This window comes from Allobosea sp. TAF32, assembly GCF_052113585.1.
In the GTDB taxonomy this organism is placed as follows: domain Bacteria; phylum Pseudomonadota; class Alphaproteobacteria; order Rhizobiales; family Beijerinckiaceae; genus Allobosea.
Genome location: NZ_JBFRDM010000010.1, coordinates 64636 through 81717, shown reverse-complemented (window position 1 = coordinate 81717; position 17082 = coordinate 64636). Strand labels below are relative to the sequence as shown.

Sequence of the window (17082 nt, the reverse complement as noted above, 5' to 3'; positions counted from 1 at the left end):
CGAGCCTGCGCCCTCCGAAGCACGACCGCAAGCGCCGCGAATGGGCGCCTGTGGAATGGAGGGACGACGCGCTCGCCCACGTCGATCCATCACCGGACGACGCGGGATCGATCAGAAGGTTCCGATTGCTTCGCCCCGAACCCTGCGATAGTGCGCCATTGCGTCCGAAACGCGGCCCATGGGGCTGCCAGAAGGAAATTGAACAGATGGCTGACAGCAGCGTGAAAAAGGTCGTCCTCGCCTATTCCGGCGGTCTCGACACCTCGATCATCCTCAAATGGCTGCAGACCACCTATCGATGCGAGGTCGTGACCTTCACCGCCGATCTCGGCCAGGGCGAGGAGCTCGGGCCGGCGCGCGACAAGGCGCTGCTGCTCGGCATCAAGCCCGAGAACATCTACATCGAAGACCTGCGCGAGGAATTCGTGCGCGACTACGTCTTCCCGATGTTCCGCGCCAACGCCGCCTATGAGGGCGTCTATCTCCTGGGCACCTCGATCGCGCGGCCGCTGATCGCCAAGAAGCTGATCGAGATCGCCGAGAAGACCGGCGCCGACGCCGTCTCCCACGGCGCCACCGGCAAGGGCAACGACCAGGTCCGCTTCGAGCTCACCGCCTATGCGCTCAAGCCCGACGTCGTGGTGATCGCGCCCTGGCGCGAATGGGACCTGCGCTCGCGCGAGCAGTTGATCGCCTTCGCCGAGCAGCACCAGATCCCGATCGCCAAGAACAAGCGCGGCGAAGCGCCCTTCTCGGTCGACGCCAACCTGCTGCACGCCTCCTCGGAAGGCCGCGTGCTGGAAGATCCGGCGGTCGAGGTTCCCGATTATGTCTATTCGCGCACGATCTCGCCGGAAGACGCGCCGGACACCCCGACGATCGTCACCGTCTCGTTCGAGAAGGGCGACGCGGTCGCGATCGACGGCGAGAAGCTCTCGCCCGCGACGCTGCTCGCCAAGCTCAACGATCTCGGCCGCGACAACGGCATCGGCCGGCTGGACCTCGTCGAGAACCGCTTCGTCGGCATGAAGAGCCGCGGCATGTACGAGACGCCCGGCGGCACGATCCTGCACGCGGCGCATCGCGCGATCGAGTCGATCACGCTCGACCGCGGCGCGGCGCATCTCAAGGACCAGATCATGCCGCAATATGCCGAGCTGATCTATAACGGCTTCTGGTTCTCGCCGGAGCGCGAGATGCTGCAGGCGCTGATCGACAAGAGCCAGGAATTCGTCACCGGCGACGTGCGCCTCAAGCTCTACAAGGGCGGCGTCCACGTCATCGGCCGCTCCAGCGACTACTCGCTCTACGATCAGGACCTCGTCACCTTCGAGGAAGGCGCCGTGGCCTATGACCACCGCGACGCTGCGGGCTTCATCAAGCTCAACGCGCTGCGCCTGCGCACGCTGGGCCAACGCAAGAAGAAGCTCGGTCTCTGAGCCCTGCCCACGGAAGCCCGCCCAACGGCGGGCTTCTTCTTTTGAACCGGCGGCCTCCTGAAGCGTTCAGCACTCTCCATTGTCGATGTGAGTGCTCCTGCATGCTCCGCTGCCTCGCCGCCGTTCTGATCTCCACCGCACTATCGGCTTCCGCCTTCGCACAAGAAGTCCCTCCGAAGAGCGAGAAGCCGGCGACGCCGGAAATCGCGACCTGCAAGGCAGCGGCGCTCCAGACGCTGCATGCCAGGGAACCGGCGATCAAGGACATCTATATCGATGAGGACGGCACCACGGTCGCGGTATCGGAATCGAAGATCGAGACCATTCCGGTTACGCGTATCGTGATGGGCGAGGCCTATCTCCGGACCGACCGCACCGACAAACCCCGCCGCTTCCTCTGCCTTCTAGGCGAGAACAGCAAGGTGCTGCTGACCTTCTTCACCGCGCGCTGAAGCCGCATCCGATCGCGTCGCGGTTCGATCGATCGGCTTGGATCGGAGGCAAAGCGCGCCGCCCCTAGGGCTCGTCGATGACTTCGGTCGCAGGGCGATCATGGCCGTCAGCCAACTCCTGACGCCACTGGCCATCCTTGTCCTGATAGACGATGCCATCCGTGTGGCCAGCGACCGTCTGGCGTGCCGCTGCTCGCGTGGCGGCCTTCAGCGCCGCCTCATGCGAACGGAATGTTTCCGACAACACGTCGCCGACCTTATAGGCCCACCCGCCATCGTGCTCGACGATCTGGTACCTGACCAGGGCCATCGCATGTCCTCCTACCGATCCGGAAAGAACGATGGTCCCGTCGCAGGGTTCCGTCTACTCCCCGTTGCCGCTGTCGGCGGCACGCAGGCTTTCGAGCGTCGGCATCGAAGTGATGTGATAGCCGGCGTCGATGTGGTGGATGTCGCCTGTGACACCACCCGACAGGTCAGAAAGATAGTATAGCGCCGAGCCGCCGATCTCATCGAGCGAGACCGATTTGCGCAGCGGCGAGTTGGCCCGCTGCCAGGACAGCATGGCGCGCGCATCAGAGATGCCGGCACCGGCCAGCGTCCGCACCGGGCCGGGCGAGAGAGCGTTCACGCGGATGCCGCGCGGGCCGTAGTCGCCGGCGAGATAGCGCACGCTCGCCTCGAGCGCCGCCTTGGCCACGCCCATGACGTTGTAGTTCGGCATGATCCGGGTCGAGCCGCCATAGGTCAGCGTGATCATGCTGCCGCCCTTCGGCATGCGATCTGCGGCCCGTCTGGCGATCTCGGTGAAGGAGAAGCAGGAGATCACCATGGTGCGCGAGAAGTTCTCGCGCGAGGTGTCGGCATAGAGACCCTTGAGCTCGTTCTTGTCGGAGAAGCCGATGGCGTGGACGACGAAGTCGAGCGTGTTGCGCTCGGGATCACCGCCCCAGGCCTCGTCGAGAGCGGCAAAGGTCGCATCGACAGAGGCAATGTCCTCGACATCGCAGGGGATGACGAGGTTGGAACCGAGGCTCTCCGCCAGCGGCCGGACGCGCTTGCCGAGCGCATCGCCCTGATAGGTGAAAGCGACCTCGGCACCATGCGCGTGAAGGGTGCGGGCAATGCCCCAGGCAATCGAGTTCTGGTTGGCGACGCCCATGATGAGGCCGCGCTTGTTATGCATCAGCGGGAGCATGGCACACTCTGGAAGGGATCTTCAGGAACTGGTCGGATGGCGGGAGAAGTGGAAAACGCTCGGCAACTCTGGCTCATCAAGCCTGAACGGCAGCTGGTGATTGCACGCCCGTTGCACGGGCGGCAACCGCGACGCCGCGCAACTAGGATTTCAGCACCGCGCCCGCCGCCGCCTTCGACGTCGCGACGGGCACGATCTCGAAGCGGGCAAGGTCGCCCCACTGCAGGACCCACTCCTGCAACAGAGCGACATCGTCGCATTCCATGATCTGGAAGCAGCGGCCTAGATCGGCGGCAACCCAGCTTTCAACGTAGCGCAAACCCTCCGGCGCCATACGCCCGCGCTCCTGGAAGCGGGCATAGACATCCTTCACTCGGGCCTGATCGAAATGCTCGATCACCATGAAGAGCATGGCGGCCTCAGGCCTCCAGGCGCTTCATCACGATGGTGGCGTTGGTGCCGCCGAAACCGAAGGAGTTCGAGAGCACGCAGCCGAGGCCGGCGTTGTCGATGCGCTTGCGCACGATCGGCATGTCGGCGAAGGCCGGGTCGAGTTCCTCGATATGGGCGCTTTCGCAAATGAAATCGTTGTTCAGCATCAGCAGCGAGTAGATCGCCTCCTGCACGCCGGTCGCGCCGAGCGAATGGCCGGTGAGCGACTTGGTCGCCGAAATCGGCGGCGCCTTGTCGCCGGCGCCGAACACGGCGCGGATCGCCTCGATCTCCTTGCCGTCGCCGACCGGGGTCGAGGTGCCGTGCGGGTTGATGTAGTCGACCTTGGCCTTCACGCCCTGCAGCGCCATGCGCATGCAGCGCTCCGCACCCTCGCCCGAGGGAGCGACCATGTCGTAGCCGTCCGAAGTCGCGCCATAGCCGACGATCTCGCCATAGATCTTGGCGCCGCGCGCCTTGGCGTGCTCCAGTTCCTCAAGCACGACGACGCCGGCGCCGCCGGCGATGACGAAGCCGTCGCGGGCCACGTCATAAGCGCGCGAAGCGACGGCGGGGCGGTCGTTGAAGTCGGAGGACATCGCGCCCATGGCGTCGAAGAGAACGGAGAGCGTCCAGTCGAGCTCCTCGCAGCCGCCGGCGAAGATCATGTCCTGCTTGCCCCACTGGATCAGCTCGTAGGCATTCCCGATGCAGTGGTTCGAGGTCGCGCAGGCCGAGGAAATCGAATAGTTGACGCCCTTGATCTTGAACCAGGTGGCGAGCGTCGCCGAGGCGGTCGAGGACATGCCTTTCGGCACGGCGAAGGGGCCGACCTTCTTGGACGAACCGCTCTCACGGGCCTTGTCGTAGGCGTCGATCAGCGCGCGGGTCGAGGGTCCGCCCGAACCCATGATGATTCCGGCGCGTTCGTTGCTGACCTCGGCCGGCTCCAAGCCCGCATCCACGATCGCCTGTTCCATCGCGACCTGATTCCAGGCGGAACCGCCACCGTGAAAGCGCATGGCACGCCGGTCGAGCACGCTCGCGGGATCCAGCGTGGGAACGCCGGCAACCTGGCTGCGGAAGCCGTGCGCGGCGAATTCCGCGACATGGGAGATGCCCGATTTCGCTTCGTGCAGCGAGGCCAGGACCTCCTGCGTGTTGTTGCCGATGGACGAGACGATGCCCATCCCGGTGACGACGACGCGTCTCATGCTCGCTTCACTCCAGCTGTCAGCGCACGGCGGGCTGGCCCGCCGCTCTGGATTCATACCGCGCAAATGGACCGAGCAGCAGCTGCGCGCAAGGTCGCGGCGCGTTTTTCCTCAGGCCGCTTCCGGCTTGAACAGGCCGACGCGCATGTCGCTGACCGTGTAGATGCGCTTGCCGTCCGCCTCTAGCCAGCCATCGGCAATGCCGAGCACGAGCTTCGACTTGAAGACACGCTTGAAGTCGACGCCGTAGACGACCTTCTTGACCGAAGGCAGCACCTGGTCGGCGAACTTGACCTCGCCGACGCCGAGCGCACGGCCGCGGCCCTGCAGGCCGAGCCAGCCGAGGAAGAAGCCGGTGAGCTGCCAGAGCGCATCGAGCCCGAGGCAGCCCGGCATCACCGGATCGCCCTTGAAATGGCAGTCGAAGAACCAGAGGTCGGGCTTGATGTCGAATTCGGCGCGGACGAGGCCCTTGCCGTGCTCACCGCCCTCCTCGGCGATCTCGGTGATGCGGTCGAACATCAGCATCGGCGGCAGCGGCAGCTGCGCGTTGCCCGGCCCGAACAGCTCCCCGCGACCACAGGCGAGGATCTCCTCGTAGCTGAAAGACGACTGACGCTGCATTCCCGTTCCGCTCCTTTGCGCCGGCCGGATTCGGCAAGGCGTATTCTGCGCCGTGCCTAACACGGCGGGAAGCGGAAACGAAAGGGCACAGGCGCGTCGACCCACACGCCAACGTCAAAAACAGCGTTCGACATGCGCCAGATCAAAGCCGGCACGCCCATCATCTGCTAGGAAGCCTGCGTCATGCTTGCGGGGGTGGAGCCGAGGCCCTACATTTCCTTGGAATGATTGCAATCAATCGGCGGAGCTGCGGGCGCCCGTTGCGAACGAAGACATGAGAACGAGAATTAGCATGAGCGATCTGACTTCGCAAAACCAGGGCGACGGGTCGGTTGTGCGGCAAGGTTGCCCCTTCCACGACGTCCGGCAGAAGTTGAGACGCGTCGGCCTGCGGCCAACGCGTCAGCGCGTTTCGCTCGGCTGGGTGCTCTTCGCCAAGGGTCAGCGCCATGTCAGCGCCGAGATGCTCTATGAAGAGGCGATGAAGGAGCGGATCCCGGTCTCGCTGGCGACGATCTACAACACACTGCGCCAGTTCACCGAGGCGGGCCTGCTGCGCGAGCTGACGCTCGACGGCGCCAAGGCCTATTTCGACACCGCCGATCACGAGCATCACCATTTCGTCGTGGAAGGCGAGAACCGGGTGATCGACATCCCTGCCCAGGAGATCGACGTCGCCAGCCTGCCGACACCGCCCGCGGGCTATGAGATCGCCCGCGTCGACGTCGTGGTCCGGCTCCGCAAGATCGACGGCTGAGCGGGCGAGCAAAATGCGCCCTCCCCGCCCCCTGATCTCGCGGCGGATTTTCGCGGGGCTGGCTTTCGCCGCGGCTCTTCCCGCCCTTCCCGCAGCCGCCGCGCCGCGGACGCTGAGCGGAACCGTATCCTATCGCGAGCGCATGCTGCTGCCGCCGGGTGCGATCATCGAGGTCAAGCTTCTCGACGTCTCCCTGGCCGACGCACCGGCGCGCACCATCGCCGAAACCCGCGTCTCCGGGCGGCGCATCCCGGCGCCGTGGACCCTGCATTTCGATTCGCGGCAGATCGAGCCGCGGCACAGCTACGCGCTACAGGCGCGCATCCTCGATCGCGGACAGCTGCTGTTCATCACGACCGAACGGCACAGCGTCTTCACGGGCGGCCAGGACGACACCGCAATCTGGGTCCAGCGCGCGGCGACGCAGGATCAGCCCGCCGCGCCGGCCTCATCCCCCATCGGGAGCTGGCGCCTCGCCAGTCTCGGTGGCACCGAGACACCGGGATCGATCACCACCGTCATCACCATCGCTGACGATGGCAGGGTGTCGGGCCGCGGCGGCTGCAACGGCTTCGGCGGAAACGCGACGGTCAAGGGCCGGATAATCCGGTTCTCCCGCATGGTCTCGACGATGATGGCCTGCGCACCCGATGTGATGGATCAGGAGCAGCGCTTCCTGAAGACGTTGGAGCGGGTTCACCGCTGGAGCATCGAGCGTCGCACGGGGCGGCTCGCTTTGCTCGACCGGGGCGGCCGGTCGTTGATGACGCTGACCCGGCAGTAGTCCCGGCAGCCAACAGCGTCAGTCGACCTTTTCGTTCGGATAGACACCCCAGAGCCGGTCCTGCCGGATAAAGCCGATGATGTTGCCGACGCTGACGCGGCACCAGGCGTTGGCGCAGGACGCGACATTCGTGACGACCCCCGCCTGCAACCGGGCAACGACATTCGCATCTTCCGAAGCGCTGGCGCGCATCGGGAACACCTCGTCCTTGTTGCGAGACCATGGCGCCACAAGGGCTGTGCGGCGCCCGGACAACAGGCTGTGCAGCACCCACCCCTCCGTGCCATCCGCATCGCGCACACGGCGCCAGGTCTCGAACTCCGCCGTCACCTCGACCGGCAGACCGGCGCGCTGATAGACCCAGCGTGTCCGATGCTCCTTCGACGGCCCCTCGCGCAGATTCACCCGATCCGTCTTCAGACTGACATAGCGCGGCACCGGCAGCCCGGTGACGGAGCCCGCCTGCATGTCCTGCGCGGCGGCGGTGAGCGACGAGCCGATGAAGAGAGCGCCGATCAGGGCGATTTGGCGCATCGTCGTAACCTTCATCCGCCGTTCTCTCTACTCGGCACCTTGCCCCCGGCGAAGGGTCAAGTTGTGTTCCGCTGCGCCGCCGCATAGACAACTCATACGGGGTCGCGCAACCGCTCCATTCCTGGGCCAGCAGGGTTAATGGCTGGTTGAAGGCCGAGGCGAATACGGATGACGGAAGGGTGACCGCCATGTCGAAGAAGAAACCCCTGGTCGTGGTGACGCGCAAGCTGCCCGCGGTGGTGGAAACCCGAATGCGCGAGCTGTTCGACGCCAGGCTCAATATCGACGACAAGCCGATGTCGCAGGCCGCCCTCGTCGAAGCCGTGAAGACCGCCGACGTCCTGGTCCCGACGGTAACCGACAAGATCGACGCCGCCATCATCGCGCAGGCCGGGGACCAGCTCCGGCTCATCGCCAATTTCGGCAACGGCGTCGACAACATCGACGTCGCCAGCGCCGTGCAGCGCGGCATCACCGTCACCAACACGCCGGGCGTGCTGACCGACGACACCGCCGACATGACGATCGCTCTGATCCTCGCCGTCGCCCGTCGGATCGCCGAGGGTGCCCGCGTCATCCCAGACGACGACTGGGCCGGCTGGTCCCCCACATGGATGCTTGGCCGGCGCATCACCGGCAAGCGCCTCGGCATCGTCGGCATGGGGCGCATCGGCCAGGCGCTGGCGAAGCGCGCCGCCGCCTTCGGCCTGTCGATCCACTATCACAACCGCCGCCGGGTCGACCCGCGCATTGAGGAGAAGCTCGATGCGACCTACTGGGATTCACTCGACCAGATGCTGGCGCGGATGGACATCGTCTCGGTCAACTGCCCGCATACGCCGGCGACCTATCACCTGCTCTCGGCGCGGCGCCTCAAGCTGATGAAGCCGGACGCCATTCTGGTGAACACCGCCCGCGGCGAGGTCGTCGACGAAACCGCCCTCGCGCGCATGCTGGAAGCCGGAGAACTCGCCGGCGCCGGGCTCGACGTGTTCGAGAGCGAGCCAGCAGTCAATCCGCGCCTGCTCAAGCTCGCCCGCCAGCACAAGGTCGTCGTGCTGCCGCATATGGGCTCCGCCACCCATGAGGGCCGCGCCGACATGGGCGAGAAGGTCATCGTCAACATCAAGACCTTCATGGACGGGCACAAGCCGCCGGATCGCGTGCTGCCCAGCATGCTCTGAGGCACACTCAGTTCCTCCCCGAGCCCTCGTCCGCGATGCTCCGGGAGGTTCCGAGATATCTGGAACATCCTGCGAGACGGCCCTGCGGGCCTCCTTGCGATGAGGGCTCAGACGTCCGGTAGCCTGCGAGGCAAGTCCTCAGGCGGCGTGGAGTTCCGCGACCCGCGCCGCCTCGCCCGGCCAGTCCCGATAGGTGTCGATCACGCCGGCGGCCCCTGCCGCCAGCAGGCGTTCGCGCATGCGCGGCTTGTCATGGGCCGTTCCGGTGAAGCCCACCACCGGCATGCCCGCCGCCCGGGCGGCCTGCACGCCCGGCACGGAATCCTCCAGGACAAGGCAATTTGCCGGCTCAACAACCATCTGCCCGGCGGCGAAGAGGAAGACGTCGGGCGCCGGCTTGCCACGCGCGACCTGCGAGGCCGAGAAGACATGCGGATCGAACAGGTCGAGGAGGCCGGCCAGGCCGAGATTGCGCCTGAGCGGCTCGAGGCTCGTCGAGGATGCGACGCAGCGGCGTCCGGCGAGCAACGGCAACGCCTCCCGTACTCCCGGCAGCGCCCGCAGCTCGCATTCGAGCCGGGCAGCCACGCCGTCCTCGATTCTGCGCTCGAAATCAGGTGGCAGCCGGCGGCCGAGCGCCGCTTCGATCACCTTGAAGCCGTCGGCAAGCGGAATCCCGACGAGATGCGCGTTGTAATCCTCGATCGTCCACTGCGTCAGGCCGATCTCGTGGCAAAGCACGAGGCTGACCTCGCTGTAGAGCGTCTCGCTGTCGATCAGCGTGCCGTCGCAATCGTAGATGACGAGTTCGAACGGCATCCTCGCCTCCCGGCGTTGGCGCTCAGTTCGCCCGGGCGGTATCGAATTGGCCGGTTTTGCGGAAGCGCCAGAGATAGGAGGAGATGATCGCCTCGACGGAGGTCGGCGCAACGCCGATCCCGGCGAAGTCCCGACCTTCCTTGGCCGCAGCCGCGGAAACGACATTGTCGCTTTGGAGCAGCGTCACCTGATCGCGGGTCAGGACCAGTTCGTCGGGAATCAGCCCGAGCGTCAGCGTGTCCACTACCTGCAGCACGCTGCCCATGATCCGCGCCAGCGGGAAAGGCAGCGGCGCCAGCAGGCGCTTGCGGCCGGTCACGCGGCAGACCTCTTCGAGGATCTGGCGCAGGCTCATGACCTCCGGGCCGCCGAGCTCGTAGACGCGCCCGCCCTGCACCGTGCCGTCGACCGCACGCGCGGCCACCACGGCGACATCGCCGACGAAGGCAGGCTGAAACTTCGTCTTCCCGCCGCCGACCAACGGCAGCACCGGCAGCATCCGCGCCATCGAGGCGAAGCGGTTGAAGAAGGTGTCCTCCGGCCCGAACATCACCGAAGGCCGCAGCACGACCGCGCCCGGTACGGAGGCGAACACTGCGGCCTCGCCCTCGGCCTTGGTGCGGGCATAGGCCGATGCCGATTCGGCGGTGGCACCGAGCGCCGAGACATGGACGAGCCGGGTGATGCCGGCGGCGGCGCAGGCCTGGGCTATGGCGCGCGCGCCATTCGCCTGCACGGCAGAAAAGCTCTGGCGCCCCTGCTCCTGCATGATGCCGACGAGATTGATGACGGCGTCGGCCCCCTTCACGGCGGCGGCGACCGAGGCGGGATAACGCAGATTGGCCTGCACGGCATGGATCTGGCCGACAGTGCCGATCGGCTGCAGGAAGCCTGCGAGATCCGGGCGGCGCACCGCGACGCGCACCCGATAGCCGCGCTTGACGAGCGCCCGCACGACATGGCGGCCGACGAATCCGGAACCACCGAAAACCGTGACGAGTTGCTGAGCCGGGGCTTGAAGGGCCATCGCGGGAGCTCCGTTTAGAATGCTTCTGCCCTCCTAGATCATGTTCCGCGAAAGTGGAAATCTCTTTTGCGCCGAATGCGCACCTGGCCTGAGCATGCGGCCTTTCGCCCGAGGACGGCTCGGCTATTCGGGCATTCCTTCCCCTTTCCGCGCGGCTTTCCGTCCACTCCGATATTCCGGGCCGGAACTCTTTCCACAGGCTGCGGACGGCCGAATGCATTTCGTTGATGCGGGCCCGTTGACAGGACGACTCGCCCCCCGTAAACGAACCGCCGTTGCCCAGGTGGCGGAATTGGTAGACGCACCAGCTTCAGGTGCTGGCGCCTGCAAGGGCGTGGAGGTTCGAGTCCTCTCCTGGGCACCACTCATCTACCAGAGTGGTGGTTTGTCAGCGCCTTAGCTGACATTATGGGGCTATGCCTCGCCGTTGTCGTGAACAATGGCGAGCGTTGATTTCGTTGCGCTTCGGCGTCCCCATTAGGCAGAATTCCTTTTCCATCGCCTACGTCGCCCAGCCCATCCCGTCAGACCGGATGACCGGGGCGGTGGAACGCAAGCTGCGCATGCTCCCTTCATGAGCAAGGTCGGCTTGGCTTGCCGCACCGAGGTGACCCAGACATCGCGCGCTACCGCTTCCCCCGGCCGCGACGCCATGACGGTGCTGTTCATGTCTCCATCGATGGTGCTGCATGTCGTGCTCGGCATCGCCTTCCTGCACTTCTTCACGCAGATTGGCCTCTCCGGAACATTCCTCGGGCTTGTGCTGAGCCATGTCATCGTGATCCTGCCCGTTCGGATGCTCCTCTATATCCAGGACAATATCGACCCGCTCATCGCAGCCGTCTGCGCCTGCCTGATCGCCCTGACCGCGGCTCCTCTGATCGCGCTGGACAGGCTGTTCGGCCTCGACCAGCTGTTCGTCGGAACCGGAAGAGGCTGATCCCGTGCCCAGCAAATCCACAGAACCCGATGTTGCCGTGATCGGCGGCGGGGTGGTCGGCGGCGCCATCGCGCTCGGGCTCGCCCGCCGCGGCGCCCGTGTCGCCATCCTCGACGAGGGCGATACGGCCTTCCGGGCCTCGCGCGGTAATTTCGCGCTGGTCTGGGTACAGTCCAAAGGCTTCGGCATGCCGGACTATGCGCTCTGGTCGCGCCGCTCGGCCGATAGCTGGCACGAGCTTGCCGGCATCCTGCGCCAGGAGGCCGGTATCGATGTCGCGCACAGCCAGCCCGGCGGCTTCATGCTCTGCCTCTCCGAGGCCGAACTCGACAAGCGCATCGACGCGATGCGGCGTCTCCACAACAGCCGGCCGCTGACCGATTTCCCCTATGAGGTGCTCGACCATGCCGAAACGAGGCGACGCCTGCCCGCCATCGGCAAGGGTGTCGTCGGCTCGATCTACTCCCCGCTCGACGGCCATGTGAATTCGCTGAAGCTGTTCCGGGCGTTGCGCGAGGCGACGGTCCGGTGCGGCGTCGACTATCGCCCTAACAGCCCGGTCGAGCGTATCCTGCCGAAGGAAGGCGGCTTCGCGATTTCGGGGCCGTGGGGAGAGATGCGCGCCGGCAGGATCGTCCTCTGCGCCGGGCTCGGCAATGCGCGGCTCGCCCCGATGGTCGGGCTCGACGCGCCGGTGAAGCCGAGCAAGGGCCAGATCATCGTCACCGAGAAGACCGAGCCCTTCCTGAGCAACCCCATGGTCACGGTGCGCCAGACCGACGAGGGCGGCGTCATGATCGGCGACAGCCACGAGGATCGCGGCTTCGACACTGTGGTCGGCCAGCCGGTCCTGTCGGCGATGGCCGAGCGCGCGGTCAGGATGTTTCCGCGACTCGCCGGCCTCAACGTCGTGCGGACATGGTCGGCCCTGCGGGTGATGAGCCCCGACGGCTTCCCGATCTACGACCAGTCCGAAACGTGCCCCGGCGCCTTCGTCGTCACCTGCCATTCCGGCGTGACGCTGGCCGCCAATCACGTCTCGACCCTCGCCCCCGCGATCCTCTCCGGCGCGCTGCCGGAGGCGGTGGCGTCCTTTACCGCGCGGAGGTTCCATGTTCCGGCCCATAGCTGAGGCGAGAGAGGGGGCGATCGGCGCCGCGAGACTCAGCTTCACCTTCGACGGCACGCCGCTTACCGGCCGCTCCGGCGACACCGTCGCCGCCGCTCTGCTCGCCAACGGCATCGTCGCATGCCGCGAGACCCCGGTCTCCGACACGCCGCGCGCGCCCTATTGCCTGATGGGCGTGTGCTTCGACTGCCTCGTCGTCATCGACGGCATCGGCAACCGGCAGGGCTGCCTGGTAACGCTGACTGAGGGCATGCGGATCGAGACCCAGCATGGCCGCCGCCATCTCGCGGAGGTCGGCCAATGACTCCGGCCGAAACCATCGAACGACTCGCCGAGAGCTATGATGTCGTGGTGGTCGGCGCCGGCCCGGCCGGCCTCTCCGCCGCGGCGCGCGCCGCGGGGCTCGGCCTCACCGTCCTGCTCGCCGACGAAAATCCGGCGCCCGGCGGCCAGATCTACCGCGCCGTCACCACGACGCCGGTCAAGGACCGCACGGTCCTCGGCGCGGACTATTGGCGCGGCGCCGAGATCATCGAGCGTTGTGAGCGCTCGCAGGCCACCTATGCGGCACGCTGCACCGTCTGGTCGCTCGGCCCGGACGAAACGGCACCCGACTCGTTCGAGCTCGGCCTCTCGCTCGACGGCAAGGCCCGCATGATCGGCGCCCGGCAGGTCATCCTCGCCACCGGCGCGCTGGAACGCCCCTTCCCGATTCCGGGGTGGACGCTGCCCGGCGTGATGACCGCCGGCGCCGCGCAGATCGCCCTGAAGGGCGCCGGCATCGTGCCGGCAGGACGCACCGTCATCGCCGGCTGCGGCCCCCTGCTCTATCTGCTGGCGAGCCAGCTTTCGGCGGCCGGCTGCGAGATCGTCGCCGTGCTCGACACGACCTCGCGCACCAACTGGCCGAAGGCGCTCGCCGCGCTGCCGGACTTCCTGCGCTCGCCCTATCTGGCCAAGGGGCTCAAGCTGATGGCTGCGACGCGGCGGAAGCTGCGATTCGTGCGCGATGTGACCGGCCTTTCGGCGAAAGGCGAAGGCAAGCTACGGCAAGTCGAGTTCGAGCAAGGCGGACGACAGGGCGCGATCGCCTGTGACACGCTGCTGCTGCATCAGGGCGTGATCCCAAGCGTCAACCTCTCCAACGCGGCCGGCTGCGCCCATGACTTCGACGAAGAGCAGCATGCCTGGGTGCCTCGCGTCGATGCCTGGTTCGCCTCCAGCGTACCGGGCATCGCCATCGCGGGCGACGGAGCCGGCATCGGCGGGGCGGAGAGCGCGGCCCTGCGCGGCGAGATCGCGGCCTTGGGCGCAGCGTCGCGGCTGGGCAAGCTGAGCGAGGCCGAGCGCGACCGGCAGGCGACGCCGATCCGCACCGCACTCGCGCGCCTGCTGCATGGCCGCCGTTTCCTTGACCTGCTCTACAAGCCGGCACCGCAGTTTCTGGCGCCGCCGCAGGACGAGACCATCATCTGCCGCTGCGAAGAGGTCACCGCAGGACAGGTGCGCGATGCGGCGGCGCGCCTCGGCGTCACCGGCCCCAATCAGATGAAGGCGTTCCTGCGCTGCGGCATGGGGCCGTGTCAGGGCCGGCTCTGCGGGCCCACGGTCGTCGAGCTGATCGCCCGGACGCGCGGAACAACGCCGGCCGAGGTCGGCTATTACCGCCTGCGCCCGCCGGTCAAGCCGGTGACGTTGGCGGAGCTGGCGGCGCTGCCGCAGACCGAGGCTGCGGTGAAGGCGGTCGCGCGATGAGATCTGCCCGGCATGCCGGCGCGCGCCACGCGCCAGCCCGCTATGGCCGGTCCGGATCGAAGTGCTTCGCAAGCTTGTGTCCGTACCCTCCATAGTCCTTCTGAAAGGCATTGGAACCAGCGGCGAAGGCGGTGACCTGCTGCGGAAACCGCGTCTCGAACATGAAGGCGAGCGTTCCCTCCAGCTTGTGCGGCTTCAATTCGACATTGCTCGCCCGCTCGAAGGCGTCCACATCCGGGCCGTGCGGCAGCATCATATTGTGCAGCGAGACGCCGCCGGGCATGAAGCCGCCGCCGGTCTTGGCGTCGTAGACTCCATAGACCAGCCCCATGAACTCGCTCATCACGTTCATGTGGTACCAGGGCGGGCGGAAGGTATTTTCCGCCACCAGCCACCGGTCGGAGAAGATGACGAAGTCGATATTGGCGGTGCCGGGCGTCTCGGAGGGCGAGGTCAGCACCGTGAAGATCGACGGGTCGGCATGGTCATAGAGCACCGGCCCGACCGGAGAATATTTGCGCAGGTCGTATTTGTAGGGCGCGTAGTTGCCGTGCCAGGCGACGACGTCGAGCGGTGAATGGTCGATGTCGGCAACCCAGAGATTGCCGCCCCACTTCACGAACATCTTGGAAAGCGCGTCGCGATCCTCATAGGCGGCGACCGGCGTCAGGAAGTCGCGGGGGTTGGCGAGGCAGTTGGCGCCGATCGGTCCCCTCTCCGGCAAGGAGAAGGCGCCGCCATAGTTCTCGCAAATGTAGCCGCGTGCCGGCTCGCCGGGCAGCTCGACGCGGATCTTCACGCCACGCGGGATCACCGCGATCTCGCCCGGCTCGATGTCGATGATGCCGAATTCGGTCCAGAGTCTTAAACTCCCCTGCTGCGGCACGAACAGCATCTCGCCATCGGCATTGTAGAAATACTCATCCACCATCGACCGCGTGACCAGATAGACATGCGCCCCCATGCCGCCCTGGCTGCCGGCATCGCCGGCCGTGGTCATGCTGTGCATGCCCTCGATGAAGGATAGCGGCTGCGACGGTATCGGCAGCGGGCTCCAGCGCAGCGGGGCGAGCGGCAGATCGACCTCGCGGGCCGGCGCGGTGCGCCACAGCCCGATATCGGCCTTTCGGAACTGGTTCCAATGCGCCACCGTCGGCCGGATGCGGTAGAGCCAGGAGCGCTCATTGGTGGTGCGCGGCGCAGTGAAGGGCGAGCCCGAGAGCTGCTCTGCATAAAGGCCATAGGCGCAGCGCTGGGGCGAGTTGCGGCCGAGCGGCAGTGCGCCCGGCAGCGCCTCGGTCTCGAAGCCGTTGCCGAAGCCGGACATGTAGCCCGCCCGGATGGCGCTCTCGACCTTGCGCACGCCTGCGGGCGGCCGAGCGGGATCCTGAACGTTCATGGTGCGACCTCCCGATGGTGGCTCGCGGCGCGGCAGGGACAAGGGCCGGTGTGTTCGCCGGTACCCGCGCGTCAAATAAGTTGCTTTCGTAACGGTTGATTTTGTAACCAACAAGGCATGACGACGCTCGCGCTTGAACGCTTCCTGCCCTATCGCTTCAACCGGCTCAGCAGCGCGCTCTCGCTGAAATTCCGCGCTGTCTATGGGCCGCATCACGATCTGACGGTGCCGGAATGGCGCGTCCTGGCCACGCTCGGCCAGTTCGGCGCGGTGACCGCGAAGGCCGTCGGCGCCCATTCCGCCATGCACAAGACCAAGGTCAGCCGGGCAGTGCGCGCGCTCGAGGAGCGCCGCTGGCTCTCCCGCCGCGAAAACGAGGCCGACCGACGCGAGGAGAGCCTGATGCTGACGGCGGCGGGGCTGCGCGCCTATGGCGAGATCGTGCCGCGCGCACTCGCCTTCGAACAAGAGATCCTGGCGGCGCTCGGCCCGGACGCCACCCGGCTGCTACGAGGACTGGATCGGCTGGAGGCGCGCTTGTGGGCCCCGGATGCGCCCCGTCAGAACCGTGGCGGACGCTTGTCGAAGAAGGCCTGAATCCCTTCCCTGAAATCAGCCGTAGCCGCATTGGCCATGAAGGCCCGCTTCTCCAGATCGAGCTGCGCGTCGAAGGAGCCTTCCATCGCGGCCTGAATGAGGGCCTTGCTCGCCCTGTTGGCGCCGACGCTGCACTGGCTCAGGCGCCCGGCCAGCGCCTGCGCCGCGCCCGCCAGCTCGCCATCCGGCACCACCCGGTTGACGAGGCCGAGGCGCAACGCGGTGTCGGCATCGATCGGCTCGTTGAACAGCACGAATTCGAGCGCGCGGCGCGGGCCGAGCAGCCGCGCGAGCGACCATGTCGTGCCGCCATCCGGGTTGGTTCCCAGTTTGGTGTAGGCCGACAGAAAGCTCGCGCCCTGAGCCGCGACGACCATGTCGCAAGCGAGCGCGAGACCGACGCCGCCGCCAGCGACAGGCCCCTGCACTGCGGCGACAACGGGCTGCGGCAGGGCTTTGATCAGACGCATCAGGGCATGAAAGCGATCGATGAGCAGGCCCGCGGTTGCAGGCGCCCCAGCAAGATCGGCATGGAAGCGGGAGAGATCCCCGCCCGCCATGAAGGAGCGGCCGGCGCCGGCGAGAACCACCGCTCGGATGTCCGAATCCGCGGCGACCGGCTCAAATGCCGCGATCAGCGCATCCGCCAGCGTCTCGTCGAGCACATTCAGCACCTTCGGCCGGTTCATCGTCACCGTCAGCACGGTGCCGTGTCTTTCGATGACGACCACGTCGCCCGAGGAATTCTCCATTGTCCCGACGCCTTTCAGATGATGCGCCGCCACTCTGCCGCTCCGG

Annotated in this window: 19 protein-coding genes, 1 tRNA gene and 1 pseudogene; 11 read left to right on the top strand and 10 right to left on the bottom strand. The window is 66.7% G+C overall.

All coding sequences use genetic code 11. From position 1 onward, the window contains the following. Positions 1 to 206: 206 nt before the first annotated feature. Together AB4Z16_RS22735 and AB4Z16_RS22730 are read left to right on the top strand one after the other, a co-directional pair. The gene (locus AB4Z16_RS22735; RefSeq protein ID WP_441471549.1) at positions 207 to 1439 is read left to right on the top strand and encodes an argininosuccinate synthase; all 1233 of its coding nucleotides are present in this window, start codon (positions 207 to 209) and stop codon (positions 1437 to 1439) included. Between the two features lie 101 nt (positions 1440 to 1540). Continuing rightward, a complete protein-coding gene (locus AB4Z16_RS22730; RefSeq protein ID WP_441513594.1) occupies positions 1541 to 1891 on the top strand; it encodes a hypothetical protein in 351 nt (116 codons plus the stop codon). Between the two features lie 64 nt (positions 1892 to 1955). On the opposite strand, the gene AB4Z16_RS22725 is transcribed toward AB4Z16_RS22730, so the two are convergent. The 5 genes from AB4Z16_RS22725 to fabA all read right to left on the bottom strand — a co-directional run bounded on the left by AB4Z16_RS22725 (position 1956) and on the right by fabA (position 5359). After that, complete coding sequence (locus tag AB4Z16_RS22725) at positions 1956 to 2201, bottom strand: DUF2188 domain-containing protein (RefSeq protein ID WP_441513593.1); 246 nt, start codon at positions 2199 to 2201, stop codon at positions 1956 to 1958. Between the two features lie 54 nt (positions 2202 to 2255). After that, on the bottom strand, positions 2256 to 3089 hold the full coding sequence (gene fabI / locus AB4Z16_RS22720) for an enoyl-ACP reductase FabI (protein ID WP_441513592.1): 834 nt from the start codon (positions 3087 to 3089) through the stop codon (positions 2256 to 2258). A 142-nt stretch (positions 3090 to 3231) separates the two neighbouring features. Continuing rightward, positions 3232 to 3501 (bottom strand): DUF3303 domain-containing protein, encoded by a 270-nt coding sequence (locus AB4Z16_RS22715; RefSeq protein WP_441513591.1) that lies wholly within the window; start codon positions 3499 to 3501, stop codon positions 3232 to 3234. Positions 3502 to 3508: 7 nt separating this feature from the next. After that, entirely contained in the window at positions 3509 to 4735 is a 1227-nt protein-coding gene (fabB, locus tag AB4Z16_RS22710) for a beta-ketoacyl-ACP synthase I (protein WP_441513590.1), read from the bottom strand. Between the two features lie 111 nt (positions 4736 to 4846). Continuing rightward, the gene (gene fabA, locus AB4Z16_RS22705; RefSeq protein WP_441513589.1) at positions 4847 to 5359 is read right to left on the bottom strand and encodes a 3-hydroxyacyl-[acyl-carrier-protein] dehydratase FabA; all 513 of its coding nucleotides are present in this window, start codon (positions 5357 to 5359) and stop codon (positions 4847 to 4849) included. Between the two features lie 292 nt (positions 5360 to 5651). On the opposite strand from fabA, the gene irr reads away from it, so the two are divergent. Beyond that, positions 5652 to 6116, top strand: coding sequence for a Fur family transcriptional regulator Irr (gene irr, locus AB4Z16_RS22700; RefSeq protein ID WP_441513588.1), 465 nt, complete (start codon positions 5652 to 5654; stop codon positions 6114 to 6116). Positions 6117 to 6129: 13 nt separating this feature from the next. Then, a complete protein-coding gene (locus AB4Z16_RS22695) occupies positions 6130 to 6900 on the top strand; it encodes a YbaY family lipoprotein (RefSeq protein WP_441513587.1) in 771 nt (256 codons plus the stop codon). A gap of 18 nt (positions 6901 to 6918) precedes the next feature. On the opposite strand, the gene AB4Z16_RS22690 is transcribed toward AB4Z16_RS22695, so the two are convergent. Continuing rightward, positions 6919 to 7449 carry an SH3 domain-containing protein gene (locus AB4Z16_RS22690; RefSeq protein ID WP_441513586.1) on the bottom strand — a complete coding sequence of 177 codons (531 nt, stop codon included), beginning with the start codon at positions 7447 to 7449 and terminating at the stop codon, positions 6919 to 6921. Positions 7450 to 7622: 173 nt separating this feature from the next. Between AB4Z16_RS22690 and AB4Z16_RS22685 the strand changes: the two genes are divergently transcribed. Further along, positions 7623 to 8618 carry a 2-hydroxyacid dehydrogenase gene (locus AB4Z16_RS22685; protein WP_265058007.1) on the top strand — a complete coding sequence of 332 codons (996 nt, stop codon included), beginning with the start codon at positions 7623 to 7625 and terminating at the stop codon, positions 8616 to 8618. 138 nt (positions 8619 to 8756) lie between these two features. Here AB4Z16_RS22685 and AB4Z16_RS22680 read toward each other — a convergent pair whose 3' ends face one another. Both AB4Z16_RS22680 and AB4Z16_RS22675 read right to left on the bottom strand, forming a co-directional pair. Beyond that, positions 8757 to 9437, bottom strand: a complete 681-nt coding sequence (locus AB4Z16_RS22680) for an HAD family hydrolase (RefSeq protein WP_441513585.1) — start codon at positions 9435 to 9437, stop codon at positions 8757 to 8759. A gap of 22 nt (positions 9438 to 9459) precedes the next feature. After that, on the bottom strand, positions 9460 to 10464 hold the full coding sequence (locus AB4Z16_RS22675; protein WP_441513584.1) for a complex I NDUFA9 subunit family protein: 1005 nt from the start codon (positions 10462 to 10464) through the stop codon (positions 9460 to 9462). 277 nt (positions 10465 to 10741) lie between these two features. Here AB4Z16_RS22675 and AB4Z16_RS22670 point away from each other — a divergent pair. The 5 genes and pseudogenes from AB4Z16_RS22670 to AB4Z16_RS22650 all read left to right on the top strand — a co-directional run bounded on the left by AB4Z16_RS22670 (position 10742) and on the right by AB4Z16_RS22650 (position 14288). Then, positions 10742 to 10828 (top strand) — tRNA-Leu (locus AB4Z16_RS22670). Between the two features lie 254 nt (positions 10829 to 11082). After that, positions 11083 to 11404, top strand: a pseudogene (locus AB4Z16_RS22665) (hypothetical protein); the annotation flags it as partial. Positions 11405 to 11408: 4 nt separating this feature from the next. Beyond that, positions 11409 to 12536, top strand: a complete 1128-nt coding sequence (locus AB4Z16_RS22660) for an NAD(P)/FAD-dependent oxidoreductase (RefSeq protein WP_441513583.1) — start codon at positions 11409 to 11411, stop codon at positions 12534 to 12536. Next, positions 12517 to 12837 carry a (2Fe-2S)-binding protein gene (locus AB4Z16_RS22655; protein WP_441513582.1) on the top strand — a complete coding sequence of 107 codons (321 nt, stop codon included), beginning with the start codon at positions 12517 to 12519 and terminating at the stop codon, positions 12835 to 12837. Before AB4Z16_RS22660 ends, AB4Z16_RS22655 begins: the two co-directional genes overlap by 20 nt. Beyond that, complete coding sequence (locus AB4Z16_RS22650) at positions 12834 to 14288, top strand: FAD/NAD(P)-dependent oxidoreductase (RefSeq protein ID WP_441513581.1); 1455 nt, start codon at positions 12834 to 12836, stop codon at positions 14286 to 14288. The genes AB4Z16_RS22655 and AB4Z16_RS22650 overlap by 4 nt, the downstream gene beginning before the upstream one ends. Before the next feature lie 40 nt (positions 14289 to 14328). On the opposite strand, the gene hmgA is transcribed toward AB4Z16_RS22650, so the two are convergent. Continuing rightward, positions 14329 to 15687: a homogentisate 1,2-dioxygenase gene (gene hmgA / locus AB4Z16_RS22645; protein WP_441513580.1), complete on the bottom strand. Its 1359-nt coding sequence runs from the start codon at positions 15685 to 15687 to the stop codon at positions 14329 to 14331. 117 nt (positions 15688 to 15804) lie between these two features. Between hmgA and AB4Z16_RS22640 the strand changes: the two genes are divergently transcribed. Beyond that, positions 15805 to 16284, top strand: a complete 480-nt coding sequence (locus AB4Z16_RS22640) for a MarR family winged helix-turn-helix transcriptional regulator (RefSeq protein ID WP_441513579.1) — start codon at positions 15805 to 15807, stop codon at positions 16282 to 16284. Here the strand turns inward: AB4Z16_RS22640 and AB4Z16_RS22635 are convergent. Further along, entirely contained in the window at positions 16248 to 17069 is an 822-nt protein-coding gene (locus tag AB4Z16_RS22635; protein ID WP_441513578.1) for an enoyl-CoA hydratase/isomerase family protein, read from the bottom strand. The genes AB4Z16_RS22640 and AB4Z16_RS22635 overlap by 37 nt on opposite strands. Positions 17070 to 17082: the final 13 nt, after the last annotated feature.